Raw genomic sequence first — 18,154 nt, forward strand, 5'->3', positions numbered from 1 at the left:
TTTTACCTTTAAATTAGTGGCTTATCCATCTCTTGTGGAATTTCAAGATTCATAAGCTTTAAAACTGTTGGTGCTATATTATTAAGGCCTCCAGTATTAACTTTTGAAACATTATTTGCTAATACAAAGCAATATACATCTCCGACTGTGTGATTTGTTAATGTTTTACCATCTTTATCTTTCATCTCTTCACAATTTCCATGGTCGCTTGTCAATATTAAATTATAACCTTTTTCTTTAGCTTTTTCAATTATTAATCCAAGCTCTTTATCCACAGCCTCTACAGCTTTAACAGCAGCATCATAAACTCCAGTGTGTCCAACCATATCTCCATTTGCAAAGTTTACAACAATAAAATCATTGTTCTCATCCATAGCTTTTCTTACTGTACTTGATACTTCTGGTGCACTCATCTCAGGTTTTAAATCATAAGTAGCAACATTAGGAGAAGGTATTAAGACTCTTGTTTCATTTTCAACTGGTTCTTCAACTCCACCATTAAAGAAAAAAGTCACATGTGCATATTTTTCTGTTTCTGCTGTGTGAAGTTGAGTTAATCCTGCTTTTGAGATAACTTCTGCAAGGGTATTTTTAGGTGTTTGTTTTGGAAAAAGAATATCAATTGGTGTATTTTTATCATATTGAGTCATTGTTGCTAAGTTTAGGCTTATCTTTTTTCTTTGAAACTCATCAAACTCTTTTTTTGCAAATACAGATGAAATCTCTCGCATTCTATCACTTCTAAAGTTACAAAAGATAATTCCATCGTCATTTTGTATACCATCATATCCTTCAAAAGCGCATGGTTCTATAAACTCATCAAAAATCTCATTTTCATATGAGTTAGCTAAATAGTCTAAAATATCTTCTTTAATTTTTGGTTGTGCAAATGCTATTGCATCATATCCTTTTTTAACTCTTTCCCATCTATTATCTCTATCCATAGTATAATATCTTCCAGAAATAGTAGCAATTTTAATATTTTCATTACAAATTGATTTAATTTGATTAATGTATTGTGCTGCACAATTATAAGCAACATCTCTACCATCTGTAATAACATGAATAAAAACTTTTTTATTAAATGAGTCTGCAATTTTTGCCATTTCAATAATATGATTTATATGTGAGTGAACTCCTCCATCACTTACTAATCCTATAAGATGAATATTATTTGAAGATTCAATAGTATTTTTTAAAACTTCATTGTCTTTTAATTTATTCTCTTTTATAGATAAATTTATTTTTACTAAATCTTGATATAAAACTCTTCCACTACCAATTGTCATATGACCTACTTCACTATTTCCCATTTGTCCATCTGGAAGTCCAACAAAGTTTCCATATGTATGAATTAAAGAGTAAGGTACATTTTTGAATAAATAATCATAAGTTGGAGTATTTGCATTTGTAAATGCATTATAGTTATTTGAATTATTATGTCCAATACCATCCGTAATTACAAGAATAGTTTTTTGTGTCATTTTAAACCTTTTTTTCTATTTACCAATTAAAATTTATCTAAATATTTGGTAATATATAATATAATCGCCCGATTATATCCAAACTAAGGTTTAATTTTGTTTTACTGGTTTTATAGACACCTAGATATTAATATTTTCCAATATATTTCAGTTCGAGCAGGAATTGGTTTTTTCATTTCATTTTTTTTAACAATGTATTTAATGCCTAAATTTATTAAGTGGGCGAAGAGTAAAAAAGCCTCTCAACCAATTTATGAGTATGCACCTGATTCTCATAAATCAAAAGTTGGTACTCCAACTATGGGGGGAGTAGTTTTTATTTTTTCTACCATAATAGCAACAATCCTAACTGTAAAATTAAATAATTTTTATGTAGTAGGAGGATTATTGACATTAGCTTTATTCTCTTTAATTGGCATAAAAGATGATTATGCAAAAATTTCAAACAATAAAAATGATGCAGGGTTAAGTGCTAGAATGAAATTAATATTACAAATAATTTCTGCAATAATTATTGTTTTAACTTTATACTTTTATGGACACACTACTGAGATTTATACACCATTTTACAAGCTTCCATTATTTGATATTGGTTTTTATATTACTGTTTTTTGGGTTTTAGTAATAATTGCAGCTTCTAATGCTGTTAACTTAACTGATGGTTTAGATGGACTTGCTACGGTTCCTTCAATTATGGCTTTTTGTACACTTTCTGTAATAATTTATATTACAGGGCATGCAATATTGGCTTCATATTTACTTTTACCAAATATAAAGCTTACTGGTGAATTGGCTATTTTAGGTGCATGTACTATTGGTTCTTTAATCGCATTTTTATGGTATAACTCTCATCCTGCACAAATTTTTATGGGTGATAGTGGAAGTTTACCAATTGGTGCTTTTATGGGATATATGGCAATAGTTGGAAAATCTGAAATTCTTTTATTATTAGTAGGGTTTATTTTTGTTTTAGAAACTATATCTGTAATTCTTCAAGTTGGTTCTTATAAATTAAGACAAAAAAGAGTTTTCTTAATGGCACCTATTCACCATCACTTTGAGCAAAAAGGTTGGAAAGAGAATAAAATAATAGTACGTTTTTGGATTATCTCTTTTATGACAAACCTTGTGGCATTAATGAGTTTAAAAATAAGATAAAGGCAAAAGTATGTCAGAAAAAAAGTTGAGAGTTCTTGGTAAAGGTATTACTGCTCAAGCAATTAAAGATAATTTTAAAAATGTTGAATTATATGATGACTCAAATTTTCATATGTATGATGCAACTAGTGATGAATTAACAGTTGTAAGTCCTGGAATACCACCTTATAATGAAATGGTAAAAAAATCAAATTGTGTTATTAGTGATTATGATTTATTAAGTGATGATATGCCTTTTTCTATATGGATAAGTGGTACAAATGGAAAAACTACCACAACACAAATGTGCCAACATCTTTTAAAAGAGTATGGAAGTGTTTGTGGAGGAAATATTGGAACACCAATATCAAGTTTAGATAAAAACTCAAAAATATGGATTTTAGAGACATCATCTTTTACATTGCATTATACAAATAAAGCAAAACCCAACTTATATATACTACTTCCAATAAGTGAAGATCATATTTCATGGCATGGAAGTTTCCAAGAGTATAAAAATGCAAAATTAAAGCCGCTAGAGCAGATGTTAGAAGGTGAGATTGCAATAGTACCAAAAGAGTTTGAAAATTATAATACTAATGCATCTTTAATAACTTATGATAACAGTGATGATTTATGTAAGAAGTTTGATATTGATAAATCAAAAATAAATTTTAAAGAACCTTTTTTAATGGATGCTTTATTAGCGCTTGCTACAAAAAAGATAATTTTTGATTTAGTAGATTATGAAAAAATAAATAGCTTTAAGGTTGATGAACATAAAGTTGAAGAGTTTTTAGATAAAAAAAATAGAGTTTGGATTAATGATAGCAAAGCCACAAATGTTGATGCAACAATTAATGCAATTAATACATATAAAGAGAAAAATATTCATTTAATACTTGGAGGTGATGATAAAGGAGCAAACTTAGAACCTTTATTTAACTATTTAAAAGATAAAAAAGTTCAAATTTATGCAATAGGAACAAATTATGAAAGAATTATTAAGCTTTCAAATAAGTTTTGTGTAGATTCTTATGAAGTAAAAACTTTAGATAAAGCAGTAGAAAAAATTGACATGAATTACCATGAAAACGATATTGCTATGCTATCTCCCGCTGCTTCATCACTTGACCAATTTAGCTCATATGCAAGTAGAGGAAAACTTTTTAAAGAACTTGTAAATAATTTAAGCTAAAATTAATAAACTACTGTGTATAATTTCACTCCAATTTACGAAATGGCTCGGTAGCTCAGTCGGTAGAGCAAAGGACTGAAAATCCTTGTGTCGGCAGTTCGATTCTGCCCCGCGCCACCATGTAAATTAACGGACGCTGGTGTAGCTCAGTTGGCTAGAGCAGCTGATTTGTAATCAGCAGGTCGGGGGTTCAAGTCCCTTCACCAGCTCCATTTTTTTATTGTCGTGCGTAATCTTTTAAAGATCAGCGCTTGACCAGATTAATAATTTTCAACGGTGAGGTTGGAGAGTGGTCAAATCCAGGAGACTGTAAATCTCCCGCCTATGGCTTCGAAGGTTCAAATCCTTCTCTCACCACCACGCAAATGATTGCGGGAGTAGCTCAGTTGGCTAGAGCTTCTGCCTTCCAAGCAGATTGTCGCGAGTTCGAGTCTCGTCTCCCGCTCCATTTATTTTATTGATACTGGGAGCTGAGTTATAAGCACATTTGAATATAACTCTGATATATGTAATCTCCCTGTAATCTTTTTTTTGATATAATGCGAATTTAATTCATACAGCTTAGAAGTTTTGCTGTGTTTAAGCACAATTTCTAAGCTGTATGCGAATAATAAAAAACAATTTAAACCCTCTGAATAGAGAAGCTAATATGGCTTATCTACTCAGAGGGAATTTTTAAAATCTTTAAGGGGAATTTCAATGGCAAAAGAAAAGTTCGAACGAAGCAAGCCGCATGTTAACATTGGTACAATTGGTCACGTTGACCACGGTAAAACTACTTTAACAGCTGCAATTTCTGCAGTATTAGCAGTTAAGGGTAGTGCACAGCTTATGGATTATGATCAAATCGATAATGCTCCAGAAGAAAGAGATAGAGGAATTACTATTGCTACATCTCATATTGAGTATGAAACTGAAACTAGACACTACGCTCACGTAGATTGTCCAGGTCACGCCGATTATGTTAAAAACATGATTACTGGTGCTGCACAAATGGATGGTGCGATTTTAGTAATTGCTTCAACTGATGGACCTATGGCTCAAACAAGAGAGCACATTCTATTATCTAAACAAGTTGGTGTTCCATATATCGTTGTATTTATGAACAAAGAAGATCAACTAGACGAAGAAGATAGAGAAGAAATGTTAGAGCTAGTAGAAATGGAAATCAGAGAATTATTATCTGAGTATGATTTCCCAGGTGATGATACTCCTATCGTTGCTGGTTCTGCATTCCAAGCTTTAGAAGAAGCAAAAGCTGGTTCTCTTGGAACATGGTCTGAAAAAATTCTTAAGTTAATGGATGAAGTTGATAACTATATCCCAACTCCAGAAAGAGATATTGACCAAGATTTTTTAATGCCTGTAGAAGATGTATTCTCTATCCCAGGAAGAGGTACAGTTGTTACTGGTAGAATTGAAAAAGGTACTATCAAAGTTGGTGAAGAAATCGAAATCGTTGGTATGAGAGATACACAAAAAACTACTGTAACTGGTGTTGAAATGTTCAGAAAAGAGATGGAACAAGGTCAAGCTGGTGATAACTGCGGTATTTTATTAAGAGGTATCAAAAAAGAAGAAGTAGAAAGAGGACAAGTTCTTGTTAAGCCAGGAACAATTACTCCACATACTAAATTCAGATGTGAAGTGTATATCCTTTCTAAAGAGGAAGGTGGTAGACATACTCCATTCTTCTCTGGATATAGACCACAATTTTATGTAAGAACAACAGACGTTACTGGTTCAGTTTCTTTACCAGAAGGTGTAGAAATGGTTATGCCTGGTGATAACGTTGAAATGACAGTTGAATTAGTTGCTCCAATTGCTCTAGAAAAAGGTACTAAGTTTGCTATTAGAGAAGGTGGTAGAACTGTAGGTGCTGGAGTTGTTGCAGAAATCATCGAGTAAGGATTGATTAATGGCAGCAATTAGAATCAAAATTGGATTAAAATGTCAAGAGAGTGGAGATATTAACTACACTACTTGGAAAAACCCAAAAACTCATAGTGAGAAATTTGAGGTTAAAAAATATAGTCCAAGATTAAGAAAACACACAATTCATAAAGAAGTTAAGTTAAAGTCGTAAGACTTTAGCTTACTTTTTTATCCCTATAGGTCAGTAGCTCCAATGGTAGAGCGCCGGATTCCAAATCCGATGGTTGGGGGTTCGAATCCTCTCTGGCCTGCCATAATCAAAAAAAGTTCTTTTAAAAGTAGTCAAAAACTTTTTTTAAAAGAATTTTATAGCTTAATACATACTGGAGTCACTTGTGAATAAATTCAAAACTTATTATAAAAATGCTAAAGATGAACTTTTTAAAGTTATTTTCCCAATAAAAGAACAAATCAGATCAGCTTACTTATCTGTATTTATAGTCGTAACAGTTATTACTTTATTCTTAGCATTAATTGATACAGTAATGTCATTAAGTTTATCTTCGGTAATTAACTAAGGATTAAAATGGCACATAAATGGTACGCAATTCAAACACACTCAGGAAGTGAACTTACAGTAAAAAAAGCTTTAGAGAAGCTTGCTGATGAAATGGGAAATGATAAGATAGCTGAAGTATTAGTTCCTACTGAAGATTTAATTGAAGTAAAAAAAAGTAAAAAAGTGATTGTTGAAAGACCACTTTATCCAGCTTATGCATTTGCTAAAATTGACTTAGATACTGCATTATGGCATAGAATACAATCAATGCCAAAAGTTGGAAGATTTATTGGTGAATCAAAAAAACCAACTCCGCTTGCTGAGAAAGATATTAACCTAATTTTAGAAAAAGTTAATAATAGATCAGCAGCTAAACCAAAAGTTTCATTTGATGAAGGTGAAATGGTTAGAATCAATGAAGGTCCATTTGCAAACTTCAACGGTGTTGTTGAAGATTTTGATATGACTTCAGGAATATTAAAACTAAATGTTTCTATTTTTGGTAGAAATACTCCAGTTGAAATCTCTTATACGCAAGTAGAAAGAGTAGTTTAAAAAGTAATTTATAGGCATTAGGCAATACAAACTTGCTTCTTTTATAGTTTTATTGCCTAATGCCTATGGTTATAATAAATTTAGAAAAGGAATTTTAGATGGCTAAAAAAGTAGAAGGTACACTTAAACTTCAAATACCAGCTGGTGCTGCAAATCCATCACCACCTGTTGGACCTGCATTAGGTCAAAGAGGTATTAATATTATGGAATTTTGTAAAGCATTTAATGAAAAAACAAAAGATAAAGGTGGATTCAACATTCCTGTAGAAATCACTGTTTATTCTGATAAAAGCTTTACATTTACATTAAAGCAACCACCAATGACTGATTTAATTAAAAAGACTTCAGGAGTTAAAAAAGGTAGTGATAATCCACTTAAAAATAAAGTTGGAAAATTAACTAAAGAACAAGTTTTAGAAATTGTTGATATGAAAATTGCTGATTTAAATACTGATGATAAAGAACAAGCTGCAAAAATTGTTGCTGGTTCAGCAAGATCAATGGGAATTGAAGTAGAAGCATAATTTCTAAGTAAAGTCTAACCACCAGACTTTAAAAACAGGCGGTAGCAAAATAAAAAAATTGCGGAGAAAAATATGGCAAAAGTTTCAAAAAGATATAAAACATTATTAGAAAAGATTGAAGACAAAAACTACTCATTAGTAGATGCTTGTAATCAAGTTAAAGAGTTAAAGTCTGCTAAATTTGATGAGTCTGTTGAAGTAGCATTAAACTTAAATGTAGATCCAAGACATGCTGACCAAATGATTAGAGGTGCAGTTGTTCTTCCAAATGGTACTGGTAAAACTGTAAGAGTTGCAGTTTTTGCAAAAGGTGCTAAAATGGATGAAGCAAAAGAAGCTGGTGCAGATATTGTTGGTAATGATGAATTAGCAGCAGATATTCAAGCTGGTAATATTAACTTTGACGTACTTATTGCAACACCAGATTGTATGGGTATTGTTGGTAAAGTTGGTAGAATCTTAGGACCAAAAGGTTTAATGCCAAATCCTAAAACTGGAACAGTAACTATGGACGTAACTAAAGCAGTAAGTGATGCTAAAGGTGGTCAAGTTACATATAGAGTTGATAAGAAAGGTAATATGCAAGCAGCAGTTGGAAAAGTATCTTTTTCTACTGAAGCTATCAAAGAGAATGTTGAAGCATTCCTTTCAGCTATAAATAAAGCTAAACCATCAACTGCAAAAGGTAGATATATTACTAACGCAGCTATTTCATTAACTATGTCACCATCTATTAAATTAGATACAACAGAATTAATGGAAATCAAATAAGGAATTTACTCCTTATTTGAATAGTAGCATTCAAATGTGTGGATAAAAATCTATATTTTTGAGTGTTATCAAAACACTGATTTAAAACTGGAGACAGCCGGTAAAAGACGCCTCCGTCTTTTGTAAAACCTGCTTAAGTTTCATGTTTTGAAAGGAGGAAACTTTTATGACTAAACAACAAAAAGCTGAAGTTATTGATTTTTTAACAGCTGAATTTAAAGAGTCTCAAGCTATCGTAGTATGTGATTATAAAGGTCTTACTCATAAAGAGTTAGAATCTTTAAGAAAAAGTGCTAAAGAGAATGGGGCTAAAGTTCAAGTTGCTAAAAATACGCTTGTTACTGTTGCTGTTAAAAATGCTGAGTTAGGAGATGTTGAGTTAAGTGGAACTAACGTTTTCTTATGGTCTGAAGATCAAATCTCTGCTTGTAAAGTAGCGGACAAGTTTGCATCTGAAAATAGCGAAAAATTCGTTATTAAATCAGGTATCATTGAAGGTGAACCAGCTGATCTTGCTAGAGTTAATGCATTTGCTAAATTACCATCTAGAGATGAGCTTATTGGTATGTTACTTTCTGTTTGGACAGCTCCTGCAAGAAATCTTGTTACAGGGCTTGACAATCTTAGAGCAAAAAAAGAAGAGGAAGCTGCTTAATATAAGCGGTTATTATTAATAAAAAAATAAAAATATTTAGAGGAAATAAAATGGCAATTTCTAAAGAAGATGTATTAGAGTACATTTCAGGTTTATCTGTATTAGAGTTATCTGAATTAGTTAAAGAATTTGAAGAAAAATTTGGTGTATCTGCACAACCAACTGTTGTTGCTGGTGGAGCTGCTGCTGGTGGAGCTGCTGAAGCAGAAGAAGAAAAAACTGAATTTGACGTAGTTATCACTGATGCTGGTGCTAAGAAAATTAATGTAATTAAAGTTATTAGATCATTAACTGGTCTTGGATTAAAAGAAGCAAAAGCTGCTGCTGAAGAAACTCCATCAACTGTAAAAGAGGGTGTTTCTAAAGAAGATGCAGAAGCTGCAAAAGCTGAATTAGAAGCTGCTGGAGCATCTGTAGAAATCAAATAATTACTTAAATTAAAGATTATTGAATGCAAAGTAGAGCTTTCTACTTTGCATAAGACTGGCATCACTGAGGGCTAAGTTTAGAATTTTTTTGAAGAATTTTAACCTTATCCTTTAGGGATGCTTTTTGCGCTTTATAAAAAAAGCTAAAAAACTAAACCAAATTTATTAAGGTCGACAATGTTAAACTCTTTAAAATCTGGTAATAGACTTAGAGTTGATTTTGCAAAAAATCCACAACAAATAGAAATTCCAAATCTACTACAATTACAACAAAACTCTTATGACAACTTTTTGATGATAGGAAAAGAAGATAGATTAGATGCTGGTATTGAAAAAGTATTTAAATCTGTATTTCCAATTCATGATGCTCAAAATAGAGTAACTTTAGAATACTTAGGTTCAGAAGTTGGTAAACCAAAGTATGATGTTAGAGAGTCAATGGTTAGGGGTCTTACGTATTCAATTCCTTTAAAAATTAATATTAGATTAACTTTATGGGAACTTGACGAGAAGACTGGTGAGAAGATTGGTGTTAAAGATATGAAAGAGCAATCTTTATTCATCAGAGAAATTCCACTTATGACTGACAGAACTTCTTTCATCGTTAATGGAGTTGAAAGAGTTGTTGTAAACCAATTACATAGATCTCCAGGTGTTATCTTCAAAGAAGAAGAGGCAAATACTTCAGGTAATAAACTTATTTATACTGGTCAAATTATACCAGATAGAGGTTCTTGGTTATATTTTGAATATGATGCAAAAGATGTATTATATGTTAGAATTAATAAAAGAAGAAAAGTACCTGTTACAATTCTTTTTAGAGCATTAGGTTACTCTAAAGAAGATATTATTAAGTTATTTTACCCAATTATTAGTATCAAAGTAAAAAATAATAAATTTTTAACTAAATTTAATCCAGATGATTATGCTGGAAGATTAGATTTTGATTTAAAAGATGATAAAGGTAATTTAATTTTAGCTGCAGGGAAAAGACTTACAGCTAGAAAAGCAAAAGCTTTAGTTGAAGGTGGTCTTGATTTAGTTGAGTATCCAGTTGAGTTATTAATGGATAGATCAACAGCTAGTACTATATTTGACCCAGAGTCAGGAGAAGTACTATTTGATGCTTTAACAAATCTTGATGAATTAAAATTAAAAAAACTTTTAGATTTAGGTTTTGATTCTTTTGATATTGCAAATGATTTAGCAACTGGTGTTGATGATTCAATTATCAATGCTTTTAAAGCAGATGCTGAGTCTTTAAAACTATTAAAACAAACAGAACAAATTGATGATGAAAATGATTTATCAGCAATTAGAATTTATAAAGTAATGAGACCAGGTGAGCCTGTAACAAAAGAAGCTGCTAAAGAGTTTGTTAAGAAACTATTCTTTGATCCAGAAAGATATGACTTAACAAAAGTTGGTAGAATGAAAATGAACCATAAACTTGGTGTTACAGTTCCTGAATATGTTACAGTATTAACATACGAAGATATTATTAAAACTGTTCAATATCTAGTAAAAGTTAAATCTGGACATGGTCATATTGATGATAGAGATCACTTAGGTAATAGAAGAATTAGAGCTATTGGTGAGCTTTTAGCAAATGAATTACACTCAGGTTTAATCAAAATGCAAAAAGCTATTAGAGATAAAATGACTACATTAAGTGGAACATTAGAAGATTTAATGCCACATGATTTAGTTAACTCTAAAATGATTACATCAACAATAACTGAATTCTTTACATCAGGTCAGTTATCGCAATTTATGGACCAAACTAACCCACTATCAGAGGTTACTCATAAAAGAAGACTTTCTGCATTAGGTGAAGGTGGTTTAGTTAAAGAAAGAGCAGGATTTGAAGTAAGGGACGTTCACCCAACTCACTATGGTAGAATTTGTCCAGTTGAAACTCCTGAGGGGCAAAATATTGGTCTTATTAATACTTTATCAACATATGCTAAAGTAAATGAACTTGGATTTATTGAAGCTCCATATAAAAAAGTTAAAGATGGTGTAGTAACTAATGATATTACTTACATGACAGCAACTTTAGAAGAGGGATTAGTAATTGCACCAGGTTCAACAAAAGTTGATGAAAATGGTAAAATTATGGAACCACTTATTGAAGCAAGACAAGATGGTGAAATTTTACTTATGGAAAGAAGTAAGGTAGATTATATAGATATCTCTTCTCAAATGGTAATGGGTGTTGCAGCTTCATTGATTCCTTTCTTAGAGCATGATGATGCCAATAGAGCCTTAATGGGGTCAAATATGATGAGACAAGCTGTACCATTATTAAGACCAAATGCACCAATTGTTGGAACAGGGCTAGAAAAAACAGTAGCAAGAGATGCTTGGGAAGCTATTAAAGCTAAAAGAGCAGGTACTGTAGAAAAAGCTGATGCTAAAAACATCTACATTAGAGGTGAAGATGAAAATGGTGCATTTATTGACCATTATGAAATTAGTAAAAATGTAAGAACAAATAATAATACTTCATTTGGACAAAGAGTTGCTGTTAAGCAAGGCGATGTTGTTGAAAAAGGGCAAGTAATTGCTGATGGTCCTTCAATGGATAAAGGTGAGTTAGCAGTTGGTGTAAATGCTATGGTTGCTTTTATGCCTTGGAATGGTTATAACTATGAGGATGCTATTGTTTTATCTCAAAGATTAATTGAAGAAGATGCATTTACTTCTGTTCACATTTATGAAAAAGAGGTTGAGTGTAGAGAGCTTAAACATGGTAATGAAGAAATAACTAGAGATTTACCAGGTGTAAAAGAAGAGTCAATTACTCACTTAGATAACTCAGGTATTGTAAAAGTTGGTACTCATGTTAAGCCAGGAATGATTTTAGTTGGTAAAGTAACTCCAAAAGGTGAAATTAAGCCAACTCCAGAAGAGAGACTTTTAAGAGCAATCTTTGGTGAAAAAGCAGGTCATGTTATAAATAAATCATTATATTGTCCAACTTCAATGGAAGGTATTGTAGTAGATGTTAAAGTATTTACTAAAAAAGGTTACGAAAAAGACGAAAGAGCAGTAGCTGAAATTGAAGCTGAGAAAAATGAATTAGATGTTAAGCATCATGATAAACTTCTTATGCTAGATAGAGAAGAGATTCTTAAAATTAATGATTTATTATCTAAATCAGCTTTAGATAAAGATGTTGAAGTAGATGGAACAACTTACAAAAAAGGTGATAATATTCCATTTGATGTGTTATCAAATGTAAATAGATTTGCTATGAAAAAAGTAGTTGCTTCATATAATAAAGATGTTCAAAATGAGTATAATAATATCAAAGAGCACTTTATTAAACAAAAATCGACATTAAGAGAAGAACATGAAGAGAAACTTCAGGTTCTTGAACATGATGATATTTTACCAAGTGGTGTAATTAAGCAAGTTAAAGTTTATGTTGCAACTAAGAGAAAAATCAAAGTTGGGGATAAAATGGCAGGAAGACACGGTAACAAAGGTATCGTTTCTAACATTGTTCCTCAAGTTGATATGCCATACTTAGAAGATGGAACTACTGTTGATGTTATTCTTAATCCACTTGGGGTTCCTTCAAGGATGAATATTGGTCAAATTATGGAAGTTCACTTAGGTTTAGTTGGTAAAAGACTAGGTAATCAAATTCAAGAACTTTTTGAAGCAAAAAGAGAAGAGTTTATTACAGAACTTAGAGAAAAAATGACTGAAATTGCATCTGTTGCTAAACTTATGAAAGGTAAAGAGTTTATGGACTCATTATCTGATGAAGAGCTTATAGATTATGCACAAGATTGGGCAAAAGGTGTAAGATTTGCTACTCAAGTATTTGATGGTGTTGAAGTTTATGAATTTGGAAAACTTTTTGAATTAGCAAAAATCGATTCAGATGGTAAAACTACACTTTATGATGGTAAAACTGGTGATAAGATGAAAGAGAGAGTTAACGTAGGTTATATGTATATGCTAAAACTTCATCACTTAGTTGATGAAAAAGTTCACGCAAGATCTACAGGTCCTTATTCACTTGTTACACAACAGCCAGTTGGTGGTAAAGCACTATTTGGTGGACAAAGATTTGGTGAGATGGAAGTTTGGGCACTAGAAGCTTATGGTGCTACAAATGTTCTAAAAGAGATGCTTACAACAAAATCAGATGATGTTGAAGGTAGAACAAGAGCTTATAGAGCTATCGCAAATGGTGAAAATGTTCCAAGTTCAGGTGTTCCTGAAACATTCTTCGTATTAACTAAAGAGCTTAAAGCTCTTGGATTAGACGTTGATATTTTTGACGAGGTAGAAGAGAATGAGTAAAACTGAAAAAGTATTAGAGCCTATCGAAATAAAAGAGTTAGAAAGACCACAAGATTTTTCTGCTTTTCAACTTAGACTTGCAAGTCCAGAGAAAATCCTTTCTTGGTCTTGTGGTGAAGTAAAAAAACCAGAAACAATTAACTATAGAACTTTAAAACCAGAAAGAGATGGTCTTTTTTGTGCTAAAATTTTTGGACCAATAAAAGATTATGAGTGTCTTTGTGGTAAATATAAAAAGATGAGATACAACGGTGTTGTATGTGAAAAATGTGGGGTTGAAGTAACTTCTTCAAAAGTTAGAAGACACAGAATGGGTCATATTGATTTAGTATCTCCAGTTGCTCATATTTGGATGGTATCTTCTTTACCAACAAGAATTGGTACTTTATTAGGTGTTAAATTAAAAGATTTAGAAAGAGTACTATATTATGAAGCATATATCGTAAGTGAACCAGGTGAAGCATATTATGATAATGAAAAAACTAAAAAAGTTTTAAAATATGATATTTTAAATGAAGAACAATATAGAACAATTTCTGATTTATTTGAACATACTGGTTTTGAAGCTAATATGGGTGGTCAAGTAGTAAGAGATTTATTAGAAACATTAGATTTATTTGAATTATTAGATAGCTTAAAAAACGATATGGCTGGAACTAAGTCTGAAGCTAAAAGAAAGACAATTATTAAAAGACTTAAAGTTGTTGAAAACTTTATTAATTCTGGAAATAGACCAGAATGGATGATGCTAACACAACTTCCAGTTCTTCCACCTGATTTAAGACCTCTTGTATCACTTGATGGTGGTAAGTTTGCAGTTTCTGATGTAAATGACTTATATAGAAGAGTTATTAATAGAAATAACAGACTAAAAAGATTAACAGAACTTGATGCACCTGAAATTATTATTAGAAATGAAAAAAGAATGCTTCAAGAAGCAGTAGATGCATTATTTGATAATGGTAAAACTGCAAATGCTGTTAAAGGTGCAAATAAAAGACCTTTAAAATCTTTATCTGAAATCATTAAAGGTAAGCAAGGTAGATTTAGACAAAACTTACTTGGTAAAAGGGTTGACTTCTCTGGACGTTCTGTAATTGTTGTAGGTCCTAGTTTAAATATGGACCAATGTGGTATTCCTAAAAAAATGGCATTAGAACTGTTTAAACCACACTTAATGGCAAAACTAGAAGAGAAAGGTTATGCAACAACTTTAAAATCTGCTAAAAGATTGATTGAAAGTGAAACAAATGAAGTTTGGGAGTGTTTATCTGAGATTGTAAATGAGTATCCAGTATTATTAAACAGAGCACCAACTCTTCACAAATTATCAATTCAAGGGTTTCACCCAGTATTAATTGATGGTAAAGCTATTCAGTTACATCCTTTAGTTTGTGCTGCATTTAATGCCGACTTTGATGGTGACCAAATGGCAGTTCACGTTCCATTATCACAAGAAGCAGTTGCTGAAGCAAAAATTCTTATGATGTCATCTATGAATATTCTTTTACCAGCTTCAGGTAGAGCTATTGCTGTACCATCGCAAGATATGATTTTAGGTATTTACTATCTATCTTTAGTAAAAGATAATGTAAAAGGTCAACATAAACTTTTAACTGATGTAAATGAAGCTAAAATTGCATTAGAAATGGGTCAAGTTGACTTACATGCAAAAATTAGAACAAAAGTTGATAATAAGATAATACATACAACAGTTGGAAGACTTATTATCAAAGAGATTTTACCAGAGTTTGTACCTGAAAACTTATGGAATAAAATCTTAAAGAAAAAAGATATTGGTACATTAGTTGATTATATTTATAAATTTGGTGGATACAAAGTTACTCCTAAATTTTTAGATAATCTTAAAAACTTAGGTTTTAGATATGCTACTGATGCTGGTATTTCTGTATCAATTGATGATATTAGAGTTCCTGCTTCAAAAGCAGAACACGTAGCTAAGTCTAAAAAAGAAGTTATTGAAGTTCAAAAACAGTTTGGACAAGGTTTATTAACAGAGCAAGAAAGATACAATAAGATTATTGATATTTGGACTGAAATTAATAATACACTTGGTTCAGAAATGATGGAGATGATTGAAACTGATAAAGATGGATTTAATTCTATTTACATGATGGCTGACTCAGGGGCAAGAGGTTCTGCTGCGCAGATTAGACAGCTTGCTGGTATGAGAGGACTTATGGCTAAGCCTGATGGTTCGATTATTGAAACACCAATTATTTCTAACTTTAGAGAAGGTCTAAATGTACTTGAGTACTTTATTTCTACTCACGGTGCTAGAAAAGGTTTAGCAGATACAGCACTTAAAACAGCAAATGCTGGGTACTTAACAAGAAAGTTAATTGATGTATCTCAAAATGTTAGAATTACAACAGATGATTGTGGAACTCATGAAGGTATTGAAATTACTGATTTATCTTCAGGTAATGAACTTATTGAGTCTTTAGAAGAAAGAATTACAGGTAGAGTAATTGCTGAAGATATTATTGATCCTATTTCAAATGAGATTCTATTTACTGAAGGTACTTTAATAACTGAAGAGGATGCAAGAGTAGTTGCAGAAGCTGAAGTTAAGTCAGTTGTTATTAGAACTCCTTTAACTTGTAAAGAAGAACATGGATTATGTTCTAAATGTTATGGATTAAACCTTGGAGAGCAAAGAAAAGCTAACCCAGGTGAAGCCGTAGGTGTATTAGCAGCACAATCAATTGGTGAGCCTGGTACTCAGCTTACACTTAGAACTTTCCACGTTGGTGGTACTGCAAGTGCTACTCAAACAGAAAGAGAATTAAGAGTAGATAATGAAGGTTTCATTAGATATTACAATATTAAAACATATATTGATAAAGAGAATAGAATTGTTGTAGCAAATAGAAGAAATGCTGGTGTTTTACTTGTTGAGCCAAAAATTAATGCTCCATTTAAAGGTAAAGTAACAGTTGAAACTATTCACGAAGAGACAATTTTAACTATCTCTAATGGAAAAGAAGATAAAAAATATTACTTAAGAAAGAATGACGTTGCTAAACCAAATGAATTAGCAGGTGTATCTGGTAAAATTGATGGTAAATTATATCTTCCATACTCTGATGGTGATGAAGTTGAAGAGAATGAATCAATTGTTGAAATGATTAAAGATGGGTGGAATGTACCAAACAGAATTCCATTTGCTTCAATTTTAAGAGTTGAAGATGGTGCACCTATTACTTCTAAACTTGTTGCTAATGCAAAAGGTATTGTTAAGTATTATAAACTTAAAGGTGACTACTTAGAAAGAAGACATGATATTAAAGCTGGTGAAGAAGTTAATGAAAAAGGACTTTTCGCAGTTATTGTTGATGGTGAAGATAGAGAAGCATTAAGACACTATATTGCAAGAGGTTCTTTAGTTGAGTTTACAGATAATAGTGAAGTAGAAAAAGATTCTATTATTGCTATTCCAAAATCAGAAGAACAAAATATTATTGCAGAATGGGACCCATATGCGAACCCAACAATTGCAGAAGAAGCTGGTACAATTGCATTTGAAGATATTATTCCAGGTGTAACTGTTTCTGAGCAATATGATGAGTTAACAGGTACTTCAAAATTAGTTGTAAATGAGTATATTCCAGCAGGATATAAACCTGCTATTTCATTAGCAACTGCAAATAAAGAAGTATTAAGATATTCTTTAGAGCCAAAAACTTCATTAAACGTTAGTGAAGGTCAAAAAGTTGAAGTTGCAGATGTATTAGGTAAAACTCCAAAAGCAACTCAAAAATCTAAAGATATTACTGGAGGTCTTCCAAGAGTATCAGAATTATTTGAAGCTAGAAGACCTAAAAATATTGCAGTACTTGCATCTTTTGATGGTATGGTATCATTTGGTAAACCACTTAGAAATAAACAAAGAATTGTTGTTACTGATGAAAATGGTGCAAAAGCAGAATATTTAGTAGAAAAATCTAAACAGATTTTAGTTCATGAAGGTGAATTTGTTCATGCAGGTGAAGCATTAACAGAAGGTCAATTAGCATCACATGATATATTAAAAATTCTAGGTGAAAAAGCACTACATGGATTTATTGTTTCTGAAGTTCAACAAGTATATAGATCTCAAGGGGTAAATATTGCTGATAAACATATTGAGGTAATTTTATCTCAAATGTTAAGACAAGTATCTATTTTAGATGGTGGAGATACTAAGTTTATTATTGGTGATATGATATCTAAGAAAAGATTTAAGCAAGAGAATGAAAGAATTATCAAACTTGGTGGACAGCCAGCAATTGCTGAACCATTATTACTTGGTATTACAAGAGCTGCTGTAACATCAGACTCTATTATCTCTGCTGCATCGTTCCAAGAAACTACTAAAGTTCTTACAGAAGCTGCAATTTCTGCTAAGATGGATATGTTAGAAGACTTAAAAGAGAACGTTGTAATTGGTAGAACAATTCCAGTTGGAACTGGTCTATATAAAGACAAAAAAGTAAAATTCTCTTTAGGTGAGAATTAATATAGTAAGGCTTTGCCTTACTATTTATCTATCATGGATATTTTAACTCTATTTTTTCTTTTTATTGCTATTGAGTTATTTGAATCAAATTGGCAAAAATCAGATACTATTTATGGACTATTG

The 18,154-nt window shown here is 31.5% G+C and carries 13 protein-coding genes and 5 tRNA genes; 17 read left to right on the forward strand and 1 reads right to left on the reverse strand.

Features of this window, described 5'->3' with window-relative positions:
• Positions 1-8: 8 nt before the first annotated feature.
• Positions 9-1,484 carry a 2,3-bisphosphoglycerate-independent phosphoglycerate mutase gene (gene gpmI / locus CP960_RS08175; protein WP_101184933.1) on the reverse strand — a complete coding sequence of 492 codons (1,476 nt, stop codon included), beginning with the start codon at positions 1,482-1,484 and terminating at the stop codon, positions 9-11.
• Positions 1,485-1,580: 96 nt separating this feature from the next.
• Between gpmI and mraY the strand changes: the two genes are divergently transcribed.
• From mraY to rpoC, 17 genes are all read left to right on the forward strand, one after another.
• Positions 1,581-2,642, forward strand: coding sequence for a phospho-N-acetylmuramoyl-pentapeptide-transferase (gene mraY, locus CP960_RS08180; RefSeq protein WP_101184934.1), 1,062 nt, complete (start codon positions 1,581-1,583; stop codon positions 2,640-2,642).
• A gap of 10 nt (positions 2,643-2,652) precedes the next feature.
• A complete protein-coding gene (murD, locus tag CP960_RS08185; RefSeq protein WP_101184935.1) occupies positions 2,653-3,819 on the forward strand; it encodes a UDP-N-acetylmuramoyl-L-alanine--D-glutamate ligase in 1,167 nt (388 codons plus the stop codon).
• 44 nt (positions 3,820-3,863) lie between these two features.
• Positions 3,864-3,939, forward strand: a tRNA-Phe gene (locus CP960_RS08190).
• A 15-nt stretch (positions 3,940-3,954) separates the two neighbouring features.
• Positions 3,955-4,031: transfer RNA gene (locus tag CP960_RS08195), tRNA-Thr, on the forward strand.
• Positions 4,032-4,094: 63 nt separating this feature from the next.
• Positions 4,095-4,179: transfer RNA gene (locus CP960_RS08200), tRNA-Tyr, on the forward strand.
• A gap of 11 nt (positions 4,180-4,190) precedes the next feature.
• A tRNA-Gly gene (locus CP960_RS08205) sits at positions 4,191-4,267 on the forward strand.
• A 251-nt stretch (positions 4,268-4,518) separates the two neighbouring features.
• Positions 4,519-5,727 (forward strand): elongation factor Tu, encoded by a 1,209-nt coding sequence (gene tuf, locus CP960_RS08210; RefSeq protein WP_101184936.1) that lies wholly within the window; start codon positions 4,519-4,521, stop codon positions 5,725-5,727.
• Positions 5,728-5,737: 10 nt separating this feature from the next.
• Complete coding sequence (rpmG, locus tag CP960_RS08215; RefSeq protein ID WP_101184937.1) at positions 5,738-5,905, forward strand: 50S ribosomal protein L33; 168 nt, start codon at positions 5,738-5,740, stop codon at positions 5,903-5,905.
• 27 nt (positions 5,906-5,932) lie between these two features.
• Positions 5,933-6,008, forward strand: a tRNA-Trp gene (locus tag CP960_RS08220).
• Positions 6,009-6,089: 81 nt separating this feature from the next.
• A complete protein-coding gene (gene secE, locus CP960_RS08225) occupies positions 6,090-6,272 on the forward strand; it encodes a preprotein translocase subunit SecE (RefSeq protein ID WP_101184938.1) in 183 nt (60 codons plus the stop codon).
• Positions 6,273-6,280: 8 nt separating this feature from the next.
• The gene (gene nusG / locus CP960_RS08230; protein ID WP_101184939.1) at positions 6,281-6,808 is read left to right on the forward strand and encodes a transcription termination/antitermination protein NusG; all 528 of its coding nucleotides are present in this window, start codon (positions 6,281-6,283) and stop codon (positions 6,806-6,808) included.
• A gap of 98 nt (positions 6,809-6,906) precedes the next feature.
• Positions 6,907-7,332, forward strand: coding sequence for a 50S ribosomal protein L11 (rplK, locus tag CP960_RS08235; RefSeq protein ID WP_101184940.1), 426 nt, complete (start codon positions 6,907-6,909; stop codon positions 7,330-7,332).
• A gap of 72 nt (positions 7,333-7,404) precedes the next feature.
• The gene (gene rplA / locus CP960_RS08240; protein WP_101184941.1) at positions 7,405-8,103 is read left to right on the forward strand and encodes a 50S ribosomal protein L1; all 699 of its coding nucleotides are present in this window, start codon (positions 7,405-7,407) and stop codon (positions 8,101-8,103) included.
• A 166-nt stretch (positions 8,104-8,269) separates the two neighbouring features.
• Positions 8,270-8,758, forward strand: coding sequence for a 50S ribosomal protein L10 (rplJ, locus tag CP960_RS08245; protein WP_101184942.1), 489 nt, complete (start codon positions 8,270-8,272; stop codon positions 8,756-8,758).
• A gap of 50 nt (positions 8,759-8,808) precedes the next feature.
• Positions 8,809-9,186 carry a 50S ribosomal protein L7/L12 gene (gene rplL / locus CP960_RS08250; protein ID WP_101184943.1) on the forward strand — a complete coding sequence of 126 codons (378 nt, stop codon included), beginning with the start codon at positions 8,809-8,811 and terminating at the stop codon, positions 9,184-9,186.
• A 177-nt stretch (positions 9,187-9,363) separates the two neighbouring features.
• Positions 9,364-13,509 carry a DNA-directed RNA polymerase subunit beta gene (gene rpoB, locus CP960_RS08255; protein ID WP_101184944.1) on the forward strand — a complete coding sequence of 1,382 codons (4,146 nt, stop codon included), beginning with the start codon at positions 9,364-9,366 and terminating at the stop codon, positions 13,507-13,509.
• Positions 13,502-18,031 carry a DNA-directed RNA polymerase subunit beta' gene (gene rpoC / locus CP960_RS08260; RefSeq protein WP_101184945.1) on the forward strand — a complete coding sequence of 1,510 codons (4,530 nt, stop codon included), beginning with the start codon at positions 13,502-13,504 and terminating at the stop codon, positions 18,029-18,031. Before rpoB ends, rpoC begins: the two co-directional genes overlap by 8 nt.
• Positions 18,032-18,154: the final 123 nt, after the last annotated feature.

Source organism: Malaciobacter halophilus, assembly GCF_002837275.1.
Classification (GTDB): Bacteria; Campylobacterota; Campylobacteria; order Campylobacterales; family Arcobacteraceae; genus Malaciobacter; species Malaciobacter halophilus.